Annotated in this window: 22 protein-coding genes and 2 pseudogenes; 16 read left to right on the forward strand and 8 right to left on the reverse strand. The window is 52.1% G+C overall.

Going from position 1 to position 20,037, the window contains the following annotated elements:
• Positions 1-56: 56 nt before the first annotated feature.
• Together AC1XDK_RS26210 and AC1XDK_RS26215 are read left to right on the forward strand one after the other, a co-directional pair.
• Positions 57-392 (forward strand): ArsR family transcriptional regulator, encoded by a 336-nt coding sequence (locus tag AC1XDK_RS26210; RefSeq protein ID WP_483352964.1) that lies wholly within the window; start codon positions 57-59, stop codon positions 390-392.
• Between the two features lie 220 nt (positions 393-612).
• A complete protein-coding gene (locus AC1XDK_RS26215; protein ID WP_483352965.1) occupies positions 613-1,257 on the forward strand; it encodes a class I SAM-dependent methyltransferase in 645 nt (214 codons plus the stop codon).
• 533 nt (positions 1,258-1,790) lie between these two features.
• Here AC1XDK_RS26215 and AC1XDK_RS26220 read toward each other — a convergent pair.
• Complete coding sequence (locus AC1XDK_RS26220) at positions 1,791-2,183, reverse strand: hypothetical protein (protein WP_483352966.1); 393 nt, start codon at positions 2,181-2,183, stop codon at positions 1,791-1,793.
• Positions 2,184-2,441: 258 nt separating this feature from the next.
• Between AC1XDK_RS26220 and AC1XDK_RS26225 the strand changes: the two genes are divergently transcribed.
• The 5 genes from AC1XDK_RS26225 to AC1XDK_RS26245 all read left to right on the forward strand — a co-directional run bounded on the left by AC1XDK_RS26225 (position 2,442) and on the right by AC1XDK_RS26245 (position 8,533).
• Positions 2,442-5,549, forward strand: a complete 3,108-nt coding sequence (locus AC1XDK_RS26225; protein WP_483352967.1) for a nitric-oxide reductase large subunit — start codon at positions 2,442-2,444, stop codon at positions 5,547-5,549.
• Between the two features lie 145 nt (positions 5,550-5,694).
• The gene (locus AC1XDK_RS26230) at positions 5,695-6,828 is read left to right on the forward strand and encodes a hypothetical protein (protein WP_483352968.1); all 1,134 of its coding nucleotides are present in this window, start codon (positions 5,695-5,697) and stop codon (positions 6,826-6,828) included.
• 131 nt (positions 6,829-6,959) lie between these two features.
• Positions 6,960-7,280, forward strand: a complete 321-nt coding sequence (locus AC1XDK_RS26235) for a CGCGG family putative rSAM-modified RiPP protein (RefSeq protein WP_483352969.1) — start codon at positions 6,960-6,962, stop codon at positions 7,278-7,280.
• Positions 7,281-7,343: 63 nt separating this feature from the next.
• A complete protein-coding gene (locus AC1XDK_RS26240) occupies positions 7,344-7,664 on the forward strand; it encodes a cupin domain-containing protein (RefSeq protein ID WP_483352970.1) in 321 nt (106 codons plus the stop codon).
• Entirely contained in the window at positions 7,661-8,533 is an 873-nt protein-coding gene (locus tag AC1XDK_RS26245; RefSeq protein WP_483352971.1) for a succinate dehydrogenase/fumarate reductase iron-sulfur subunit, read from the forward strand. The genes AC1XDK_RS26240 and AC1XDK_RS26245 overlap by 4 nt, the downstream gene beginning before the upstream one ends.
• A gap of 94 nt (positions 8,534-8,627) precedes the next feature.
• Here the strand turns inward: AC1XDK_RS26245 and AC1XDK_RS26250 are convergent, their stop codons facing one another.
• Positions 8,628-8,873 carry a ferredoxin gene (locus AC1XDK_RS26250; RefSeq protein ID WP_483352972.1) on the reverse strand — a complete coding sequence of 82 codons (246 nt, stop codon included), beginning with the start codon at positions 8,871-8,873 and terminating at the stop codon, positions 8,628-8,630.
• Between the two features lie 789 nt (positions 8,874-9,662).
• On the opposite strand from AC1XDK_RS26250, the gene AC1XDK_RS26255 reads away from it, so the two are divergent.
• Positions 9,663-10,046, forward strand: coding sequence for a hypothetical protein (locus AC1XDK_RS26255; protein WP_483352973.1), 384 nt, complete (start codon positions 9,663-9,665; stop codon positions 10,044-10,046).
• Positions 10,047-10,102: 56 nt separating this feature from the next.
• On the opposite strand, the gene AC1XDK_RS26260 is transcribed toward AC1XDK_RS26255, so the two are convergent.
• The 3 genes from AC1XDK_RS26260 to AC1XDK_RS26270 form a co-directional block, all read right to left on the reverse strand.
• A complete protein-coding gene (locus tag AC1XDK_RS26260) occupies positions 10,103-10,522 on the reverse strand; it encodes a universal stress protein (protein WP_483352974.1) in 420 nt (139 codons plus the stop codon).
• A 76-nt stretch (positions 10,523-10,598) separates the two neighbouring features.
• A complete protein-coding gene (locus AC1XDK_RS26265) occupies positions 10,599-10,994 on the reverse strand; it encodes a HEPN domain-containing protein (protein WP_483352975.1) in 396 nt (131 codons plus the stop codon).
• Positions 10,987-11,397, reverse strand: coding sequence for a nucleotidyltransferase domain-containing protein (locus tag AC1XDK_RS26270; protein ID WP_483352976.1), 411 nt, complete (start codon positions 11,395-11,397; stop codon positions 10,987-10,989). The genes AC1XDK_RS26265 and AC1XDK_RS26270 overlap by 8 nt, the downstream gene beginning before the upstream one ends.
• A 163-nt stretch (positions 11,398-11,560) precedes the next feature.
• Between AC1XDK_RS26270 and AC1XDK_RS26275 the strand changes: the two genes are divergently transcribed.
• Together AC1XDK_RS26275 and AC1XDK_RS26280 are read left to right on the forward strand one after the other, a co-directional pair.
• Positions 11,561-11,794, forward strand: coding sequence for a hypothetical protein (locus AC1XDK_RS26275; protein WP_483352977.1), 234 nt, complete (start codon positions 11,561-11,563; stop codon positions 11,792-11,794).
• A 184-nt stretch (positions 11,795-11,978) separates the two neighbouring features.
• Positions 11,979-12,164, forward strand: coding sequence for a hypothetical protein (locus tag AC1XDK_RS26280; protein ID WP_483352978.1), 186 nt, complete (start codon positions 11,979-11,981; stop codon positions 12,162-12,164).
• A gap of 118 nt (positions 12,165-12,282) precedes the next feature.
• On the opposite strand, the gene AC1XDK_RS26285 is transcribed toward AC1XDK_RS26280, so the two are convergent.
• Positions 12,283-12,711 (reverse strand): DUF7539 family protein, encoded by a 429-nt coding sequence (locus AC1XDK_RS26285; RefSeq protein ID WP_483352979.1) that lies wholly within the window; start codon positions 12,709-12,711, stop codon positions 12,283-12,285.
• Positions 12,712-13,169: 458 nt separating this feature from the next.
• Between AC1XDK_RS26285 and AC1XDK_RS26290 the strand changes: the two genes are divergently transcribed.
• The gene (locus AC1XDK_RS26290) at positions 13,170-13,349 is read left to right on the forward strand and encodes a hypothetical protein (protein WP_483352980.1); all 180 of its coding nucleotides are present in this window, start codon (positions 13,170-13,172) and stop codon (positions 13,347-13,349) included.
• Between the two features lie 102 nt (positions 13,350-13,451).
• On the opposite strand, the pseudogene AC1XDK_RS26295 reads toward AC1XDK_RS26290, so the two are convergent.
• Positions 13,452-13,685, reverse strand: a pseudogene (locus AC1XDK_RS26295) (anion permease); the annotation flags it as partial.
• On the opposite strand from AC1XDK_RS26295, the gene AC1XDK_RS26300 reads away from it, so the two are divergent.
• Both AC1XDK_RS26300 and AC1XDK_RS26305 read left to right on the forward strand, forming a co-directional pair.
• Positions 13,607-14,761 carry an ATP-binding protein gene (locus AC1XDK_RS26300; RefSeq protein ID WP_483352981.1) on the forward strand — a complete coding sequence of 385 codons (1,155 nt, stop codon included), beginning with the start codon at positions 13,607-13,609 and terminating at the stop codon, positions 14,759-14,761. The pseudogene AC1XDK_RS26295 and the gene AC1XDK_RS26300 sit on opposite strands and share 79 nt — an antisense overlap.
• The gene (locus AC1XDK_RS26305) at positions 14,736-16,967 is read left to right on the forward strand and encodes a DEAD/DEAH box helicase (RefSeq protein WP_483352982.1); all 2,232 of its coding nucleotides are present in this window, start codon (positions 14,736-14,738) and stop codon (positions 16,965-16,967) included. Before AC1XDK_RS26300 ends, AC1XDK_RS26305 begins: the two co-directional genes overlap by 26 nt.
• Positions 16,968-17,069: 102 nt before the next feature.
• Here AC1XDK_RS26305 and AC1XDK_RS26310 read toward each other — a convergent pair whose 3' ends face one another.
• Positions 17,070-17,450, reverse strand: coding sequence for a hypothetical protein (locus AC1XDK_RS26310; RefSeq protein WP_483352983.1), 381 nt, complete (start codon positions 17,448-17,450; stop codon positions 17,070-17,072).
• Positions 17,451-17,767: 317 nt separating this feature from the next.
• Here AC1XDK_RS26310 and AC1XDK_RS26315 point away from each other — a divergent pair, with 317 nt between their 5' ends.
• The 3 genes and pseudogenes from AC1XDK_RS26315 (at position 17,768) to AC1XDK_RS26325 (ending at position 19,987) form a co-directional block, all read left to right on the forward strand.
• Positions 17,768-18,565 (forward strand): hypothetical protein, encoded by a 798-nt coding sequence (locus AC1XDK_RS26315; RefSeq protein ID WP_483352984.1) that lies wholly within the window; start codon positions 17,768-17,770, stop codon positions 18,563-18,565.
• A 64-nt stretch (positions 18,566-18,629) separates the two neighbouring features.
• A pseudogene (locus tag AC1XDK_RS26320) lies at positions 18,630-18,877 on the forward strand (DUF8139 family protein).
• A 339-nt stretch (positions 18,878-19,216) separates the two neighbouring features.
• Positions 19,217-19,987, forward strand: coding sequence for a class I SAM-dependent DNA methyltransferase (locus AC1XDK_RS26325; protein WP_483352985.1), 771 nt, complete (start codon positions 19,217-19,219; stop codon positions 19,985-19,987).
• Positions 19,988-20,037 lie beyond the last annotated feature (50 nt).

The raw sequence follows: 20,037 nt of genomic DNA on the forward strand, positions 1-20,037 counted from the left end.
TGCTTTCCCTTCCGTGGCTTCAAGGGGCGTCCATGGCTTACCAAAGCGGAGGAATCATGAACGCTGAACGTCTCTCGTCAGAACTCTCATTAGACGACGTACTGGACGTGCTCGCGAACAGGTATCGACGTCGGCTCCTTTTTGCCTTGATCAACCAGAATGACCAGGACGACGATACACAGGGTCCCGGCGACGTCACCATCGAGAACGAGGAATTAAATCTCCCCAAGATCCAGATGGTTCACACCCACTTACCGAAGCTCGAGGACATGGGGTTGATCGAGTGGAACCGGGACAGCAATGAGGTGAAGAAAGGTCCTCAGTTCGAGGATATCCAGCCGCTGCTTGAGTCGATGCGCGACCATGATGACCTCCCCGACGATTGGTTCTGAGTCCTGTCACCGAGTTCGACTAGCCTTTGGATCGTGCTGCCACGTGGCCGCATCTGTGACAGATCGACCCGCCACTTCAGGTATACCGAACGGGGTGAGGTGATGTCGCCGTCTGTGCTGAATCCATCCTCTGAATCTTGCACACTCCTACTGACAGCTATTTGGAAGTTCGTTGAGGCTCTGCGAAATACATAGCGCGAGTCGGTCGTATGTGTCAGCGATGATTCTTGAGACCCTTATCCATCAGCACATCCTATTCACCGTACGGATGACCAACACGGAACGCGACTACCACGGCTACACCCCGATGGACTACGATGCGGATAGCGAGGCAGACGAGGTGTACCAGATGTGTCTGTCGTATCTTCTCGCGCACGCACCCATCAAGCCTGACGACGTGGTACTCGACATCGGTACGGGTACCGGCATCGTCGCTCTCGAACTTGCGTCGAGGTGTGACCACGTGTTAGGACGGGACATCTACGACGAATGGCTCCGATACGCCCGTGAGAAGGCTGAGCAGCGCGACATCGAGAACGTCTCGTTCGGCCACGGGTCGTTCCGTGAACCGAACGTTGACGAACCGGTGGACGTCGTCGTCGCCAGCTATGCCCTCTACATGGCCTACGACGAAGGGGGGGGGGAGAACGAATTACGCGCCGCCATCGATAGTCTCGCGTCGCTGAATTCGCGGTGTGTAGTGGTCACCGACAAAATGCGTTTCGGGCCGGTGCAGTCCCCAAGCGAGTACGAGACGCTGCCACCGATGGGAACCGTCGCAAATCTCCTCGTGGATGCAGGTTTCACGCTCACCGATATCGAAATCATCACTGAGTCGGTCGGAGTCATCATCGCCACCCGATAGCACCAGATCGGCAGCCTTCCATCGAAAGCTCAGCCGTGCGGAGTTTCCGAAACTTGAACGAATAGCATTCCATGAGTGTGTGCTGAATCCATCCTCTTCATCTAGCACACCATTCCTAGCCGATGATTGGACGGTGTCTTCCAACTGCTGACTGGTCACCCTGGAACACGTCAGCACGTTCTCACTCAGGCCGTCCTCGGTTGTTGATCCTGGGTATCGTTGATTATAACGTTATAATAGAGGGGGATCGCGTAAGCGACCCCCTCTGTTTCGCAGAAAATGACGCAGAAAATGACGCACTCCACAGTAGCCGTACAACCGTTACCACCATGTTTCACCGGCAGTGCGGTGTGAATCTCTTGTGGTGGTGTGGTTCGAGTGGGGGTTCTGTGAACCCCCGTGATTACAACGCTATAATCAGCGCCCTCCGTTCTCTATTTCCGCGTTCGCTTCGTGGGCTCGCATCCACCCGGCTAAGTCGGGATGGGCGAACGTGATCTCGATGTGATGGCCACCAACGCTCATTGCATCGTCTACACACAACGTTCGAGATTCCTTGTGCTCACACCAGGCACACGTTCTGCCATCTCCTCCATGACCCGATAGCCATCGTTCTTGTACGCACAGCCGTAATGCGTTGCAACCTCTCGATATCCGAGTCGTGCGACCATCACGTCATTCGTTTTGGCGACGTTCTTCGCATGCTCGAGGACATCAAGATATTTGTCCTCGACTTGCTGACTCTCGGCACGTTTCTCGCGGAAATTGACCAGTTCGGTGTTCTGTTCTGAACGCTGAATCGTCTCGAAGAGCTGGCGACCTGCATTGGTTGCTTCCGCGGCGAGGTTTGGCGACTCGTCGTCAACACTCTCTTTAGTCTCGTAATCTCGAACGAGATTGATTATACGCGAGACTGACGCACGCACCCGACTGTTTTTCTCTTCTGCGTCGGTGAGGTCGTCGATGTCCGCTTGCCGGATTCAGTCGTTTCTTCGAGACTACTAAGCTGTTGTCGGTCCTGGACATGCTTTTTCGCCGTCTCGGTGCGATAGTCTTCGAGTTCATTGACACGGGTGAAAGCATGTTGAATTGAGTATTGTGCTGATTGTATTCAACCCACACGCTTACGTGGTGCTTCATAGTAGTGTCTGTGAGAAATGGTGAATTAAGTAATACTTTGAACCATGTCCATCAAAAAACGCCTTTCACGTGGAATACCGATCCCTGATCACGAACAAGTATCGTCGTTACGAGAACAGACAAGTACCTATTTGAAGGATAAATTCAGCACAAGGAAAGAAGCGGTCGCCGAGTTCTCAACGCTGATTGATCAATTCACTAACGAACCCACGTCTCATGCTCTCGAGTACTCTGTCAATCGATTGTCAGAACAGTACGAATCGGGTGACGACCTCAAATTCTCAGAAGATCGTGCGCTTGAGAATTTCTTGCGTCGATATGACCTAGAAAAGACCCGCCTGGACGATCACTTACTCGAAGAGGTTCAAACCCGATTGAACTTAAGGGCCTCCGAGAAAACGACAAAATCGCTCGAACGTATCGCTGACGAACTCTCAGGGGAGTCGAGGGCAGACGTCGATCGCCTGGTCGACGGTACCCTGATGGGGGTGCTATCTCGGTTCTTGACTGACGCTGATAAGAATCGGATACATTCTCTCGACGATTTTCTAGAGCGAGACGCCGTCGACACGGCTCAGCAGGTTGAGCGGCTGCTTGTTGAGGATCTACCGCAAGTGGTGGAAGAAACACAGACCACCGATGTAAATGCGGAGCAGCAGCATGCTCCACCCGCCACGGCAGCAGCAATTGCTGCGATAGCTGTACTATCTGATGGTGGACGGATCGATCCCGCCTTCGAACGTGTCCTGGTTAAACTGGCCACTCATCTGCTTCCCGTGCATAGCGATGTGGACGGACCCCCAGACACGGAACTCGTCAATGCTCTCCCGGAGATTGTACGATACCTCCGCAATGAGGATGTAGACTTCAAGACACTTAGCTCGAAACTGACTGGTTCGAAACTACTCGTTGTACTATTCATCGCTAATCTAGTCGGAATGGGACTGGGAGCGTGGAAGTCGTATCGGCATGCGCCGCCAATTCCCGATGAAATCCGAGACCAAAATGGCGACATCGTCGCCACCGACGAACAAGTCCGGATGGGCAAGAAGCTGTTCCAGGCTAATGGGCTGATGAATCAGGGTTCAATCCTTGGCAACGGATCGTATTTCGGAGTTGATCTCACAGCTGATGCTCTGCACCTCAAGGCTGAGTTCATGCAGGAGTACTATGCACAAGAACAGAGAGGAGAGTCCATTGAAGCACTCGATGACACCGAGCAGGCTGCCGTCGAAGAACGCGTCAAACGAGAACTCGACACCAACGCTCCAGATGGATCAACTATCCAGTATTCGGCCGCTGAAGCGTATGCTCACCGACGAATTCGTGAACAGTACATCGAGCGGTACCACGAAGGTGACCTCGAACGAGGGATTCCGGCAGGATTCATTGAGACGCCCGAACAAGCCGAGCGCATCGCCGACTTTGCCGTTTGGACAGCATGGTTTGCCCACACTAACCGACCAGACTCGACTCATTCATACACGAACGACTGGCCGTATGAACCTGCGGTCGGAAACCGGCCGACCGGCCAGGTGATGGTCTGGAGTACGATTAGCGTCCTTTTGCTTATTTTCGGCGGTGGTCTTGGAGTGTGGGCGTATCATTCGCTTGATTTCGCGGAACCAACAACCGATGTCATCGACATTCCATCGCCTGACTCGGTGTCGATCACACCAACCCAGTATGCTGCGGCGTGGTACGTCCCGGTTGCTGGGGCACTGTTCGCCGTGCAGGTACTTACTGGGGCGCTGCTCGCGCACTATTATGTTGAACGAACGGGCTTTTTCCGGATCGAAGAGGTGCTCGGGATCGACCTCGTTTCGTTGTTGCCATTTGCGACAGTTCGAACGTGGCATCTCAACCTCGCAATTCTGTGGATAACGACCCTGTGGCTCGCTGGGGGACTCTTCCTTCCAGGACTATTCAGTGATCGCGATCCGCCCTGGCAAGCGACGGGAGCGTCGGTACTGCTTGGATTGCTCGTGATCGCGACCGCTGGCGCGTTCGCAGGAGTCTGGCTGGGAATACAGGGCACATTCGGTTCACCTGAAGAGGGTAACCTCTGGTGGTGGCTTGGCTCTGAAGGGCTTGAGTATCTCGAAGTGGGTCGGCTTTGGAAATTACTCTTGCTTGGTGGGCTCGCCGGCTGGACAGGATTAGTACTTCGGAGTGTTCGACAGATGGACGAACCGCTCGGTGGGCTCGGACACTTCTTAGTTTACGCAGGTGGCTCGATCGGATTGCTGTTTGGTGCGAGCATGCTCTATACTCCAGAGACGAACATGGCGGTGACAGAATTCTGGCGCTGGTGGGTCGTCCACATGTGGGTCGAAGGCGTCTTCGAATTCTTCGTGATCGCCGTCACCTCTGTTGCCCTCGTTTCGATGGAGCTCTTAGAGAAAGAAGAGGCAGAGAAAGCAATCCTCTTTGAGGTATTCGCGATCATGGCGGCGGGTATCGTCGGCGTCTCGCACCACTACTGGTGGGTTGGTTTGCCTGATTTCTGGGTGCCGCTTGGGACAACGTTTTCAACGCTTGAGTTCGTCCCGCTCGTGTTCGTTCTGTATCGAAGCATTGGTGAATATCGCTCGTTAAAATCTCAGGGTGAGTCATTTCCCTACAAAATCCCGCTCTTGTTCATTCTCGGCAGTAGCATCTGGAACTTCGTCGGCGGCGGCGTGCTCGGCTTCTTCGTTAATTTGCCGGTGATCAATTACTATGAACATGGAACCTATCTCTCAGTTGCCCACGCCCACGGGGCAACGTTCGGGGCGTTCGGTCTGCTTGCGCTCGGACTTGGTACCTACATTCTGCGTGTTGTGACGCCCGAGGCGGCGTGGGATCCAACCTGGTTCCGAGTCTCATTCTGGTTCATGAACGTTGGGCTCACAATTATGGTCGTTGCATCGTTGCTCCCGGTCGGATTTGCCCAACTCCGGGCGGTCTATACCGATGGCTATGCCACTGCACGGAGTCTCGAGTTCTATGAGCAGCCACATATCCAGACGCTGTTGTGGGCGCGGACGTTCGGAGATACGCCAATGATTCTCGGGGCACTTACGTTCACCGCTGGCGCTGTCCGTCACCTGTATGCTGCACGAAAAGCGCCATTAGAACGGAACGAAGGAATGACGGGCACATCGGTTTGATTTGAGTTTGTATGTGGAGGTGATGAACCGTTTCTCACCCTCAACGAAGACATCAACCTGTCCAGTTTGTACCTGAACGAAAAATTGGGAGCGCATATCGATGACAGCCACGACAGTTTCCCGATGGACACGCCGATACGTCATTGTGAGTGCTCTGTTCCTCGTTTTCTGGCAGAGTGCCGCACTCGTTGGCCTTCCACAACAGACAGAGGTTCTGCTTGGCATCTATGGATTCGTCCTGCACATGATTTTCGGGAAGGCGTATTCGCTGATCCCGTCGTATTTCAATCGGCAGCTAACGCCTGATCCCGCACCGATGATACAGTTTCCGCTCACTGTGGTCGGGACGAGTTGTCTCATTGGTGCATCACTCATGGGTGGACCCGACTGGATTGGAGCTGTTGGGGCAATTTTGTGGGGCATCGGTGTCGCTGTGTTCCTCAGTGCGCTTCTGTGGACGATCCGCGAGAACCTAACTGGACGAGAAACTGCAACAGGTCAATCAAATGTGGACCGACGGCCGATCGATCGACTTGCGAACGGTTTCATTCCAGTCGCGCTTCTGTACTTGCTCGCCGGATCGTACGAAACCGTCGCGATCTATGGTGGCCTTCCGACACTCTTCGATGGGTATTTCCCTCGAGTAGCACACCTGCTCACCGCGGGAACAGCGGCACTGCTGATATTTGCCCTTGGATTTCGTCTTCTCCCCCGATTTCTGGTCGCGTCGCCACCTCGGTCACTCGTCACCGTCGTCTTACCAGCTGGCGCATTTGGACCGGTGTTGCTTGCAAGTTATTTATATGGCGGTCGCTGGTTCCAACTCGGTGCAATCATTGAAACGATCGCAGTCATCGGCTATGCGCTGACATATGGCATTCTGTTCATGCGCTCTGAACGTCGGCGCGTCGGATTTTACGGCGTCCTTGCCGGAGCGGGAAGTGGTGTACTTGGTGTGTCACTCGGGATTTCATTTGCGTTTGGCCAGCCGACGTCATCGTTAGTGCATGCGCACTTTCGCCTAAACGTACTCGGCTTTCTCGGACTCACTATCATTGGTATCGCTTATCAATTCTATCCACCCGCTATCGGAACGCTCCGTGGGGCATCTTACCGTACTGCACGCGTTTCGATCGCGACCATTGCTGGTGGCCTACTGTTTCAAGTGATCGGTTTCATCGGACAGGTCCCGTTCGTAATCCAGGTCGGCGAGTTGCTGACGTTCATCGGTACACTGATGTACGCATATCTGCTCATCGCCGTGTTTCAGACACGCTAAACGATTCACCAGCAGTCGTTCGCTGGTATTGAGGCGACGCGACAAGTATGTTCTCCGTGGTGTTGATTATTTACCCTCGAGGGAGTTTCTTCACCCGCGTCTTTTTGATAGCTGTGAACCTACAGACAAGTATGGCAACGCACTCCCACGATCATGACCACGGTGAAACCAAACCGGTCACCGATCGTACCCACGATACCTCCTGGTCGGCCAATCTTGAGAAACCGCAGTACGCAGATGATCGCTCCCTGCTTGAACGACACGCGATCGAGGCAATCGAACACACGACGAGCGGTCACCATGTGAATCTCGTCACGCACAAAGCCCATGGCCATCCAGAGACATATCTCTTCGACGCTCTCAGAGAGCGATTCGGCGATTCGGATGTCCACTGGGAGTATATCGAACAATGTGGATGCGGTGGGCACGTTGTCCGCGTCCACATCGAATAACAATCCAAACGAGAAGAAGCATTAGACCGCGTGAATCGTCCCAACCTACCCCATTCAAATCCGATGGTACTCATCAAATCGTTACAAGAGCTAGATGGAAAACCGCATGCGAACGCGTTTCCCAGTGAGGAACCAAAGACGATCAGACTGACTCTTTCCGAAGGCGAGCATGTCGAGCCACACAGCCACCCAGATCGTAATATCGTTCTCTACCTCATCTCCGGTACCCTCGAACTCCGCCTCGATGGAGAACCACACCAAGTGAGCGAGGGCGACGTGGTGCACTTCGATGGGGCACAGGACATCTCCCCGCTCGCCAAATCGGAGAGTACAGCATTGCTCGTTCTTGCTTCAAAGCCCACTTCTTCGGAGAAGGATGTATGAGCTCACAGCAGACACAATCTCGGCCGGAACCCGACTCGGATGACGAAGCCACACCACAGGAGCGACGACTTGAGAGGAAACGAGAGCGAGCACGTGCCACTGAACGTCAAGCCGAATCCGAAGTCGATTCTCGATCCGACGCCGAAGCAATCCATCTCAAGGTTTTCCGATACGATCCCGATGTCGAGTCCAAACAGAAACCGTGTTTCGATGACTTTGCCATCCCCTACGAACGGGGAATGACCGTCCTTGATGCGCTCATCTATGCGCGAGATCACTTCGACTCGTCGCTCACGTTCCGCCATTCGTGTCGAATGGCCGTCTGTGGGAGTGACGGCTTCTTTATTAATGGTCAACAGCGATTGGGCTGTCAAACACAGATTTCGGATCTCGACGAGCCGATACGCATCGAACCACTTCCCCACCAATCGGTGATCAAGGACCTGGTTGTCGAGATGGACCACTTCTATGAACGGATGGCGACCGTTGAACCCTACTTCCAACCCGACGACCTCCCCGCTGGTGACCTAGAAGAGCAGCTTCAGTCGCACGAGAACCGCGAGCAAATCAAAATGGCCGCTCGATGCATCCAGTGTGGTTGTTGTACGTCGTCGTGCAATCCCGCACAGACCGATAACGAGTACATTGGACCGGCGACTATCGTCAAGGGGTATCGGTTCTACATGGATGAACGCGAAGGAGCTGAGGCTCAAGAGCGCCGACTAGAACTCCTCGACAAAGAACACGGCGTCTGGCGGTGTCACACGCAGTTTTCCTGTACGACTGTTTGTCCGAAAGATATCCCGATTACCGAAGAGATTCAGGAGATGAAACGCGAGGCCATCAAGCGAAACCTCAAGTTTTGGTGATCGGAGGGGTTGGAACCCAATTTGTGTCTTGCCTGATCGACACCATGACTCGACTCATAGGCTCCAGCATCCATGACTGGAGCAAGTGACCGTGTTACGGAACCAACTGTTGGCCCTCGTCATCATAGACTGTAATCGCGTCCACTGGGCAGACACGAGCAGCCATCTCTGCGTCGAACTCTTCACCATCGGGAACGTCTCGAACGTAGAGATTGCCCTCGACTTCGTCACTCCCGACGAGTGTCGCTTTGCCCGCATCACGGTCCTCGATGAACTTCTCCCACTCATGGACACAGTTGAAAATTCCCGTACAGGTATCGCGGTCGAATTCGACTTGCATTGTGTGATCCCCGTAGTTAGTCGAACGGGCGCTCCATACGTTCACGCGCTTGTTCCACTTCCCACGCACGCTGGCGGTTCTCTTCGTCACGGGCTTGCTTGTTTCGGCTCTTTTTGTTGTCCGCCATATCATATCTAGGTGAACGAAAGGGATAACGCTGTGGCCGCTACTCGGGACTTTTTTCACTAGTGCTTATCGTGCTCTCATACGGACATTGTGAGACGGAAATTCGCCTACCGAGAGTAGAGCATCGGACGTTTTGTTACACTTCTCTGCCGTCGCTGTTTCTCCGCGTAGTATTCCCAGAAACGGAGGTATGTAACAGACTCTCGGAGTTCCACATTGGTTGGACCCGGTATTTCGTGCTGAGGATCACCATAGAACTGTAGTTCGTTTAGTGGCGTCGATTGAACCTCATGTTGTGGTTTCCCGTACCGCCAGGAATCGATCATATCGGTCATTTGTGTTCCTCTCTGTCGGGGACAACCACTGTTGGTTCCAGTTTTAAGCAGCAGCACTCATCCGTATAGCTTAGTACGTGCTCCAGCACGATGAATTATGTTACCTCTATCTCAGCAGGATTTACCAAAACCACAAGGTCACGATTCTCCCGCTGACTGGGGAGTTCAGCTCACTTTGGCATCTTGCACGTTCGATTTCGAATGGAAGTACAATGAGCAACTCTCTGTTAGACTATTTCACCTCTTTGAGATCCCCAAACCGTCATAGAACATCCGAGCTGAATCTAGAAGATGAGATTCATTATGTTGGAAGTTTAATCATACCGCAATGCTTCGTTTGCTCCTTTCAGCCATCGGCATTATCGAATTACTTTCACCAAACGCGCTTATCGATCGTGCCGAGCAGCTCGCCCTTGAGAATCCCGATAGCTGTGAATTGCGGTCGTGGGTTATTCCTGGTGCGCGGATCGAAGGACTCCTCATCTTAATTTCCATGTGGCGAAGCGATCGCTCGTATGCTGCATTTAAGCGCTTTCTGGGTGTCATAGGACTGCTTGCGCTGTTGTTCCCACGTGCCTATGTTGACTATGGAGCCGAGCTTGCGTACACTGATGCCAGCAACTGCCGATGGAAACCGTGGGTCTACTTCGGTACCCGGTTGGTCGGACTGGTGTATGTGATCGTCGCTCTCGACGAACTACGGAACGACTAATCTCGAAATTGGAACTCGAGACGATTCCATATGAGAGTACGCAATTGCACTATCTGCTATCGGACAACTGTCACTGGGACTGGTGACCGACGGAACACCGTCTCTGCAACATTTCCAACAAATAAATGGTCGGCAAGTGTTCCGCTATGGCTCCCAAAGACAATTGTGTCAAAATCCCCAGCTTGGTTGAGAATCTGCCGTACAGGGTGGCCAGTTGTGACGATGGTGTTGAGTTCGACACCGTATTCTGCGGCGATTTCATGAGCACAATCGATGACCGGCTGTGCATACTCCTCTGCCGTCTTTTCGGGATCATCCGCCATTGCAATCGTCGTCGCTTTTCCCATGAATACCGACGGCTCACCAACCACTGTCAATACGGTAATCTCTGCGTCTGCATGAACCTCGAGCGCATATCGAAGTGCTTTCGCTGCCATCTCGGAATCATCCATTGCAACTAGGACACGTGAGACCATACGCTACCTACAGTGGGACGAAAAATAACCTCGGTGGTGGAGAAAGCGAAGTCTGGTGTTTTCTGTCGAAGGTGTCTCAATTCTCTTCTTGGAGTTGGTCAATGAGTTTCTCCATTCGATTAACGAATGTTTCCGTTCGGGCACGAAACGCACTCAAATCGAGGTCAAGTGGCTCGTAGCCGTAATCGGCCTGCTCACGATAGTCCCACAATTCAGATGAAAATCGACCGTCGTCTCGGGGCGCATCCCCTTCGAGGACGACCTCTTTGCCGAAAAGAGTTGAAACGCCACGATGCGAAGTTGGATCGAATCCTTTCGCGTAGAGGACTGCTTGCGCCGCATGAAAACACGCATAGTACAGCCGATTTACGACAGCTGTATCCGAGCCTCTCCCCTCTTGGAGGATTTTTGCGTCGGTAAGGGCTGTTCGGGCCTGTTCGAGTTCTTCACCGACGTAGTCTTCCTCAGGCATACGAACGTCCTTCGGAGAGCACGTGCTTGATGAATGGATGATTCTTCCGCTCGGCGAATCGCTCTGTCGTTTGGACGTGAACAGACACAACGACGGAGTAGTCGAGTTGCACATCGTACGCAAAATCCCGAAGATTATCGACGATAGACTCGTCAGTGACGATCACGAAGATATCGACATCGGAGTCTATTCCGCGGGTTTCTCCACGAACAGTACTGCCGAAGACGATGAGATCCTCAATCTGATCACCAAACTCGTCTTGAGCAGCAGCTGCAAACGCCTCTGTTGCTTGCTCGTGAAGCGAAGGATCTGCATCAGTCATATCTCTAGGTACGTGGGCGAAACATGCTAAATGTTCGCCTATTTGCGGCCGGGGAATGCCATGATTTGTTTGGATTGACATCCTCCCCGCCCTAAAGGACGGGGCTTTCTCCTCGATTCCCGGTAACCGTTTCTACCTGGTACTCTCACTGGTTGTCAAAGCGAGTCTGAATCTTGTGCTATGTACTGGTGAAGAACTAACGGGTGGAATACGCTGATACGTGAGCTTCCCGTACGGTTGACCAATGCCGACACACCGTCATGGGACGCAGTCGTTCATCGACTTCATGCAGACGTATCTTCAGGATCATCCCACACGCTGTCGTGAGTGTGGAAACGTCGCTCGCGCCCAATCGGAGTGGCGTATGGAAAAGCGCGATGAGGACGGACTCCACTTCGTACATACTTGCCCACGGTGTGGTGCTGAGTACGACGTGTTTCTCAACCTCGCTCCAGAACACGAGCGAAATCGGCGGTAGGAAGTGCTACATCCGAGATGCGGCTCACATAATGAAAAACCCCATAGAGTGTGAAAATGTCGGCTCTTCCTGGTATTGGCGGGCAATATATCGATCTGCCACTATCGTACGTACTCCACCTAGGTGTACCGACGTTTCTCTGGGATTCCTTGGTAAAATTGACTATCTTGCAGTACCGGATGTCGTGGGAAAAGTTCGGCTGAGTGCTGTCGAAGCAGGTGTTCCCGTCGGCGGTCTCGGATTCAGGGTGGATGACGTCAACGAGAAAGCGGTGGACGGCTACCAGCTGATAAATCACAGGAGTACGACCGACGCGCTCAAGCAAACTGTGCATGGTTGGTTCGACGCATATACGGTGTACGGCCGGTGACCGAGTAGTCCACGAGCACCGTTCGACCAGTCGTCTTCCCTCTGTCGACTCGTGAAAAGATGGGGCTGTCGTGCAGACCCCACCACTGTCAATGCGAGGCTGAACCTGAGTCGGAGGCCTAACTCTGGGTTTGACGGACGAATTCGTCGAGTTTCTTTTCGATGAGTGTCGCAACGCGCTCGCTGTATCTCCAGAGTGCTGCATTGAGTCGCTCTTCGATCTCGTCGTCGAGATCGTCGGCCCCACGAAGAACGGAGTCTCTCGTGATCTGGGGATGATACACACAGACCACTCCGAGTGAGGTATTCGAGCTCGAGGTTCCAGCCGTATGGATTCCGTACTGATCGGTCCCCCAGACACCATCGCCTCCTTGTCGCTCCAGTTCGGAATCGAGCGCATCGAGGAGTTGCACCTCTTCGGGGGAGAGGATCGGATCGTCGCCTTCGAACAATTCAGTGTACGCCTCGACCCGAGCATGTTTCGTCCACGGCTCCAACTGGGAACGTGCCCGGAGGACAAGATGTCGTCCATCTGGAAATTCGGCCATGCTCCTAGGACGACGGCCAGGTCAATGAACGTTCGTACGACGCCTCTGGTCGGTGGGCATAGTGACGGTGACCCTGAACTGAGCGAGAAAACTTCCGCTCGTGTTCAGAAGTATGGTCACTTTCTAGGAAGCTCGATGAGAGATGAATTTTCGTTTCTTAGTCGTCGTGTGGAACGCTACTGTTCACCAATCGCCCTCCACACTGCGGACATCTGATTGTGTCTTCAGGGTCGTTGATACCGTCCCCACAGTCGCGACAGACGTACAGGGTCGGTTCAGAAGCTGATTTGCTATTCGTTGCCATACACCATAGTGGGTTCGAGAGGTGATAACACCCGGGGTCAACTGTGTCTGGGACGATACTGGCGAATCTTTGGATGATCATCGTCGCAGTCCACGGCGTTGTCGTGAGGTGATTGACCCGCCACGTTATGGACGCGGCCCGCCTACTGTATTTCATGGCGACGATTGTCTATCAAGGCGCGGATGACACTGTTTCAGAAGAGATCGACGATGAGAAACTGAACTATCGAGAGGATCACTGGCAGATTCATCACGGCGACGATGAGTACACGTACATCCCTAGAGAACGCGTCTATACGGTGAAAATGACGGATCCGCACTTCGAAAACGAGTGAGGCGATTCACTCATCCATGAAGCACTCTCTGCAATAGCCCTGCGATACACAACTGTCACAGTATCTTGTGTCATCTTTCGGGGGTGAGCGACAGTACATGGATCAGACACGGACACCCCAGAAGAACGCGATTCCGAGGACGGTGACGACCGACAAGAGCAACTGTAACGGCGCCCCAAGCCGCAGAAAGTCCGAGAACTAATAGCCACCGGGGCCGTAAACAAGGAGATTCGTCTGATACCCCACCGACGTCATGAATGCCGTCGAGGCCGCGAACGTCACGGTCAGCACGAACGCGAACGCGTTCGCACCGATCGATTGCCCTCGAGAAACGGCTTGTCACTGCCCACGCGGATCTTACACCCGATAGACGCTTCCGTTCCACCTCCGGCCATGGGCGTGCACTGTATCAACAACTCGCCCGAAACCTATCAACTCGTGCAATATCTGATGGAGGGGCTCTTCGTAGTATTGTCGAGCGATTTATCGCCGAGGCTAACCGTGAAGCCAACAGTCGAGATATCTCCACAGAGGAAGTTATTCGAGACCGCCTTGCTGACCTTTCGGAGCTTGTTGCGGGATATGCGTTCACGGACGTCATTGCACTGTACTGGGAGGGGTATCAGGACGATAATGACGAGCTTCAACACGCAACCTTACGATGGTTGCGTGGAGAGTACGACACGAAAACAGAAGCCCGAAAGGAACTCGATAAACACATCCCGATCATTGACGACTCAAACTGGTACGAGATGACGAAACTCATGGCCCGGTTCGTCAACTTAGCGGGCTATGAAGGGCTATTAATTAATCTCGACGAGATGGTGAACCTCTACAAAATTTCGCATGCACAAGCCCGCAGAAGCAACTATGAAAAACTTCTCTCCATCGTGAATGACGGGTTGCAGGGTCAAACAGTCGGCTTAGGGTTCCTCTTTGGTGGAACGCCAGATTTCCTCACTGATTCAAAGCGAGGGCTGTACAGCTATGAAGCGTTGCAAACCAGGCTGTCTGAGAGTACGTTCGCCTCAGATGAGCTTATAGATATGAGTGGTCCAGTTATCCGTTTAACCAATTTAACACAGGAGGATATGTATGTGCTTCTCCAAAAGCTTCGGCACATCCACGCTGGTGGAGATCCCGACAACTACGCAGTCCCAGACGAAGCTCTGGAAGCGTTCATGCGACACTGTAACGAACAGATTGGAGCCGCGTATTTCCAGACACCTCGAAACACGATCAAAGAGTTCCTCAGCTTTCTCTCTATCCTTGAACAGAATCCCAATGTTTCTTGGAAGGAGCTGATTGGGGATATCAGCATCAAACCAGAAGGTCCTCAAACTGCTCAGAACGAAGAAACTGAGTCAACTGAGGAGGACGAGGGGGATGATCTTGCCAACTTCGAACTCTAATGACGATGAAGCCACCCCTCAACAGACGGAATCCTTTGAGCTTCTCCATAAGGATATCCAACGATGGGTTTGGCAACAAGAATGGCGTACGCTTCGTCCGATCCAAGAACAAGCTATCCCACTAGTTTTAGAAGCGGATTCGGACGTTATTCTGTCGGCGCCTACAGCGTCAGGAAAAACCGAAGCAGCCTTTCTCCCCATCCTTTCGAAGATCATAGCCGATCGAGACTCATCTCAAAGCCCGAGCTCGGGCTTCGAAGTAGTGTACATCTCTCCATTGAAAGCACTCATCAATGACCAATTCGAGCGGTTTGAGAATCTTGGTGAGGCTTGCAATCTACCAGTACATCGATGGCATGGGGACGTATCGTCAAGCAAGAAACGCAAAGCCCTGGAGAATCCAGATGGCGTTCTTCTCATCACACCTGAGTCAGTTGAGGCTCTGTTTCTCCGCCAGCCATCGAAGTTTCACCACGCCCTGCAGAATGTCTCGTACGTCGTTATTGACGAAGTGCATGCGTTCATCGGAACGCCTCGAGGGAAACAGCTACAATCTCTTCTCCACCGCATAGAGAAGGCAAACGGAGAGTGGATACCGCGTGTTGCTCTTTCTGCCACGATTGGTGATCACGACATGACCGCTGAGTTTCTCCGTCCAAATGCGGGAAATGAAGTCGAAATTATTGAGCCCGGCGGCGATCGACAGGCGATCCAATTCCTAGTGAAGGGATATAAGGAGCGGAACAGTGAAACTGAGGACGAAGAAGCCTCAGGGACAGTCGTCGACATTGCGGAACAGATTTTCACAACCCTTCGAGGTCAAAACAACCTCATCTTCGCAAATAGCCGAGGCAATGTTGAGCTCTATACTGACCTCTTGAAGCGGATCTCAGATGAGAACAATGTCCCGAACGAGTTCTATGCACATCACGGGAGTCTCTCGAAGGAGATTCGAGAAGATAGCGAGCGAGCTCTAAAAAATACGAAATCGTATGCAACGGTTGTTTGCACGAGCACGCTTGAATTAGGAATCGATATCGGGTGGATGGACAGTATTGCTCAAATTGGCTCACCGCCATCCGTATCTAGTATCCGGCAACGACTAGGTCGGTCAGGTAGAAAGGGCGATCCTGCTGTCTTACGGGCATATATTCAGGAACCCGAAATTGGTGATTCGACGTCCCTTCAGGATATGCTGCGTCCACAACTCGTTCAGACGGTTGCGATGGTTGACTTACTGCTTGAGAATTGGTACGAACCACCGAATCTCGATGCGCTCGAACTCTCAACGATGATTCAACAGCTTCTCTCCCTTATCGCCGAGCATGGTGGGATTCAGGCGGACGCCGCCTATCGTATTTTATGTCAAACTGGACCATTTGGTAATATCTCAATCCCACGATTCAAATCCCTCTTGCGCGCTCTTGCGAAAGAAAATCTCATCAATCAAGCAGGTGATGGTGATCTCATTATGGGACTGGGCGGAGAGAAAGTTACCGGGCACTATGACTTCTATGCGGCCTTCTGGAGCCCGGATGAATATCGCCTTGTCGCAAATGAGAAAACGATTGGAACACTTCCAATTACCCGGCCACTGTTAGAAGGCAATCTACTGATTTTCGGTGGACAACGCTGGGAAATTGAGTCCGTTGACAAGGCCAAGCAAGTTGCGTTTTTGAGACGGTCTCCTGGAGGTCGAGTTCCTCATTTTGGCGGAGGAGGTCCACCTATTCATACTCGCATTCGTGAGAAGATGTATTCTACATATACTAACACGAATATTCCTAAATACCTTGATTCGGAGGGTACTGATCTGCTTGAGGAAGGAAGGATTCACTTTAACAGGTTTGATCTCCAGAACCGAAATATTGTCCCACAGGGAGACAAGACTGTGCTTTTCCTTTGGACGAGTGATCGGATTCTGAATACAATGTATGTACTCCTCTCGCAACGAGGTCATCAGGTAACAACAAGTGGAATGACATTAGAAGTCCGAAACTGTGGACCGGAGGAACTGTTCGAGGAATTTCAGAAAATAGCAGATTTAGAACCTCCTGAACCGACCCAACTAGCATCAAACGTGGAAAACAAGATTATTGACAAGCACGACCGATATCTAACTGAAGAGCTTCTAAACGCCAATTACGCTTCTATACAGCTGGATATCGAAGGCGCATTGAGTACAGTAGATGAAATAGTGGAATAATGTTGGTGTCATTTTGAGACCCAATTTTGGAGAGAACAAATTTGGCGAACTATTTATAATATTCTACCGATGGGTTCAGGTAGAAAAATAATCCAATCCAAATTATCTATAATTCCAGTCTTGTTTTTGATTCAACTCCCGAGCTCGCTCGAGACGCTTTATCAGTTTCTTTGGCATAACGCCTCTCGCATGATTCTGTTTTTCGAACCGTTCGAGAACCTTGACTTCATCCTGATATCGTTTCTCTTTACGATAAATAATTGCAGCATGCTTGTAGTACCCTGGAATGACACCTCCTGTGTGATTATCCTCGGCCTCCGTTTGATCCATACACCATTCTAAGAGTTCAAGTGCTTCCTCATGCTTTTTCTCTCGCTTTAATTTTTTTATCGTTTCTGTCGATTCGGTATAATGGTCAAATCCGTAGGAATCGCCCACATCTCCTGAATCAAAGATCGATCCTAAACTGCTAAATAGACCCATAGTTCTAACAATCATTATAACTATTTAAAATATTTCCCTCGTTATAATCTACCTTGGTTATGAAACTCTTCGAGTTACTGATGCACTGGCCGCCGTTCCATCTCAACCGTATCTGCGGCCCATCGAGCAGTCACTGTCGGAAACTCGGACTCACGAATTACTCGAAAAATATCGTCATCGTTTGTTTCCCTCTATACAGACTGCAACTGACGTGCATACCGGTTGGTATCAGTCATCTCGTTTAGTTCAACCTCATCGAAGCGAAAGGATGCGATAGTACACTCACTGACGCCGATCGAAGTCAATTGACGAGCTACATGCGACAAAAAGGGGTGGATTGGGGACTCCTCACCACCGGCAGCCAGTTTGAGGTATTTCGTCGACGGAAAAACAGCTCTCGTCCTGATGAGGTCTCATTAGCACAGTTCTCAATTGCTGAACTCGAAGACAATTGGCACGTCTTAGAACTCCTCTCAAAGGAGCTCGTCAAGACAGGCGAAGCAGACACGATTGCTCATCGTATTGAAGCACGACAGCACGCCGTTGAAACACTCCAACAGCAAAAAGAAAGCCTCTCCGAACGAGTGACACAGCTCGTAGTTGCAGAAATTGACGAGTCGCTCGCGCAGGAAATCGAACCAAAGTCAAAGGAGTACATTGATTCGCTGATTCACACGCTCGCAAACGGTGATGAAGCAGATCTTCTGGTCGTTGAAAACGGGGGCGAGATTGTGACCACTTCGGATGAAGCCGCATCTGATACGTCTTCTACAGTCGATACGGAGTTTGTCGTCCATCTTTCTGCAAACGGGGATCGCGTGTGGTCATGCTCTGATGAAAATCAATCCGATGTGATGGCAGAGACGGTTGATCTCCTGATCCAAGAGTACGATCTCATCGACCAGTTAGAGTCGTTTCCCTATGTTCCTGGCTCGAAAAATGCGATCCTCAGTACCGAGCCGACTCATCCCACCGGAGAGCCAATGCGCCAAAAAAAGGATCTATCGGATGATTACTATCTCTATGTCGCGTTGAATCAGAAGAGCAAGAAACGGTATCTGACGAAATTCTCCGAGCTGTGTGGTCTGACTGCCGAGTTTGACGGCGGCTGGTGAATATATAACCCACCAAGTTCATTTGTTTCTCGTCAGCGTCATTCCAATCTCCTCCTGAGTATCGATGGAGGACGAGCCCCAGCCAGCGAGCGACCCCTACCAACCGGGCGACGACGGACAGGTCTCCGTCTCAGAGACTGATCCCGATAGCGAACACCACGGGAAAGAAGGCACCATCACAGACTCCTGCAGGACACTCTCGGAGACGAAACCGGGCGCGAACTGGATTCCTATAGCTACCGCATCGAAACCGGTAGCGAGAAAATCGATGTCTGGTTCCGACATCGCGACTTGGTACCGGTATCACAGTAGCTCATTACCGATACTTCACTGCAATGGCCAATAACGAACGCAAGCCAACGTGGCCACAGATCCGAGATGCACTTGAAGTCAACGAGGATCGCCTTTGCAGTGCGTGGCTCACGGGACGTTTTGTGAACAGAAAAGGAAGTCACACGAAAGAGCGATGTCGATTGTGTCCTCGCATTCGAGACCTACGAGACCAAAGACGAATTCAGTCTTGTTGGAACCCACGGGCGCTGATAGGCTTCAGGAGTCGTGCTGAATAGAGATTGCCTCTGTGAATTCTTCTGGCGACGGATACGGTAGATCCTCCAAAGATACTTTACGAGCCTATTCAACGCAGATAGTATGACCCGCTCGCTGGATGATGTGATTGCGGCGATTCCCGAGAATGATGACCACCACCTGTATTCGTCGCTCGCCCCGTTGTACAAGTTCATCTACGACCGCCACTTCGACTACGAGGAGCAATTCTCTATCGTCGAGAACACCGTACCCGACGACACCACCTCGATTCTGGAAGTCGGTTGTGGAACCGGCCAGCTCCTTGCATTACTCGATGACGAATACGACCACGTCGTTGGCGTCGATCTGAACGAAGAGATGGTGGCGTTCGCCAGAGAGGCAGCGCCAGCCGCAGAGGTAATCGCTGCCGATATGAAGACCGTCGACCTTGGGACGGACTTCGATGCGATCGTGATGCTCGGCCGTGTTTTCCCTCACGCACGAACGGACGAAGAGGGGAGTGAACTCCTTCGAAACTGCTACGCTCATCTTCAGCCTGGCGGCGTCATCGTGTTCAACACCTTCGACGTCCGTGGCCTCAAAGACGGACACATGGCCGAGGAGACCTTTTCGTCCCCGGACTACAGCGTCACCCGCACTACAGAAGGATTCGTCACGGATTTCGAAGCAGGCCGCTGGGGATTTACCGCCGAGTACACGATTACCGACCAGGAAACTGGGGAGACAGCAGTCACGGATGAGACCATGCACCTGAGAGCTCACAGCCCCTCCGAACTGGAAGCCTACTTGGAATCCAGCGGATTCGAAGATATCTCGTTCATCCGCGAATCGGACTTCTCGTTGCGTGCCGTCGCGTCGAAATCCTCCGAATAGGCCCAAAGATTCGTCCGACAATTATCGGTATCGATGTGCTGAATACACCC

It is taken from the genome of Haladaptatus sp. HS23 (genome assembly GCF_056892285.1).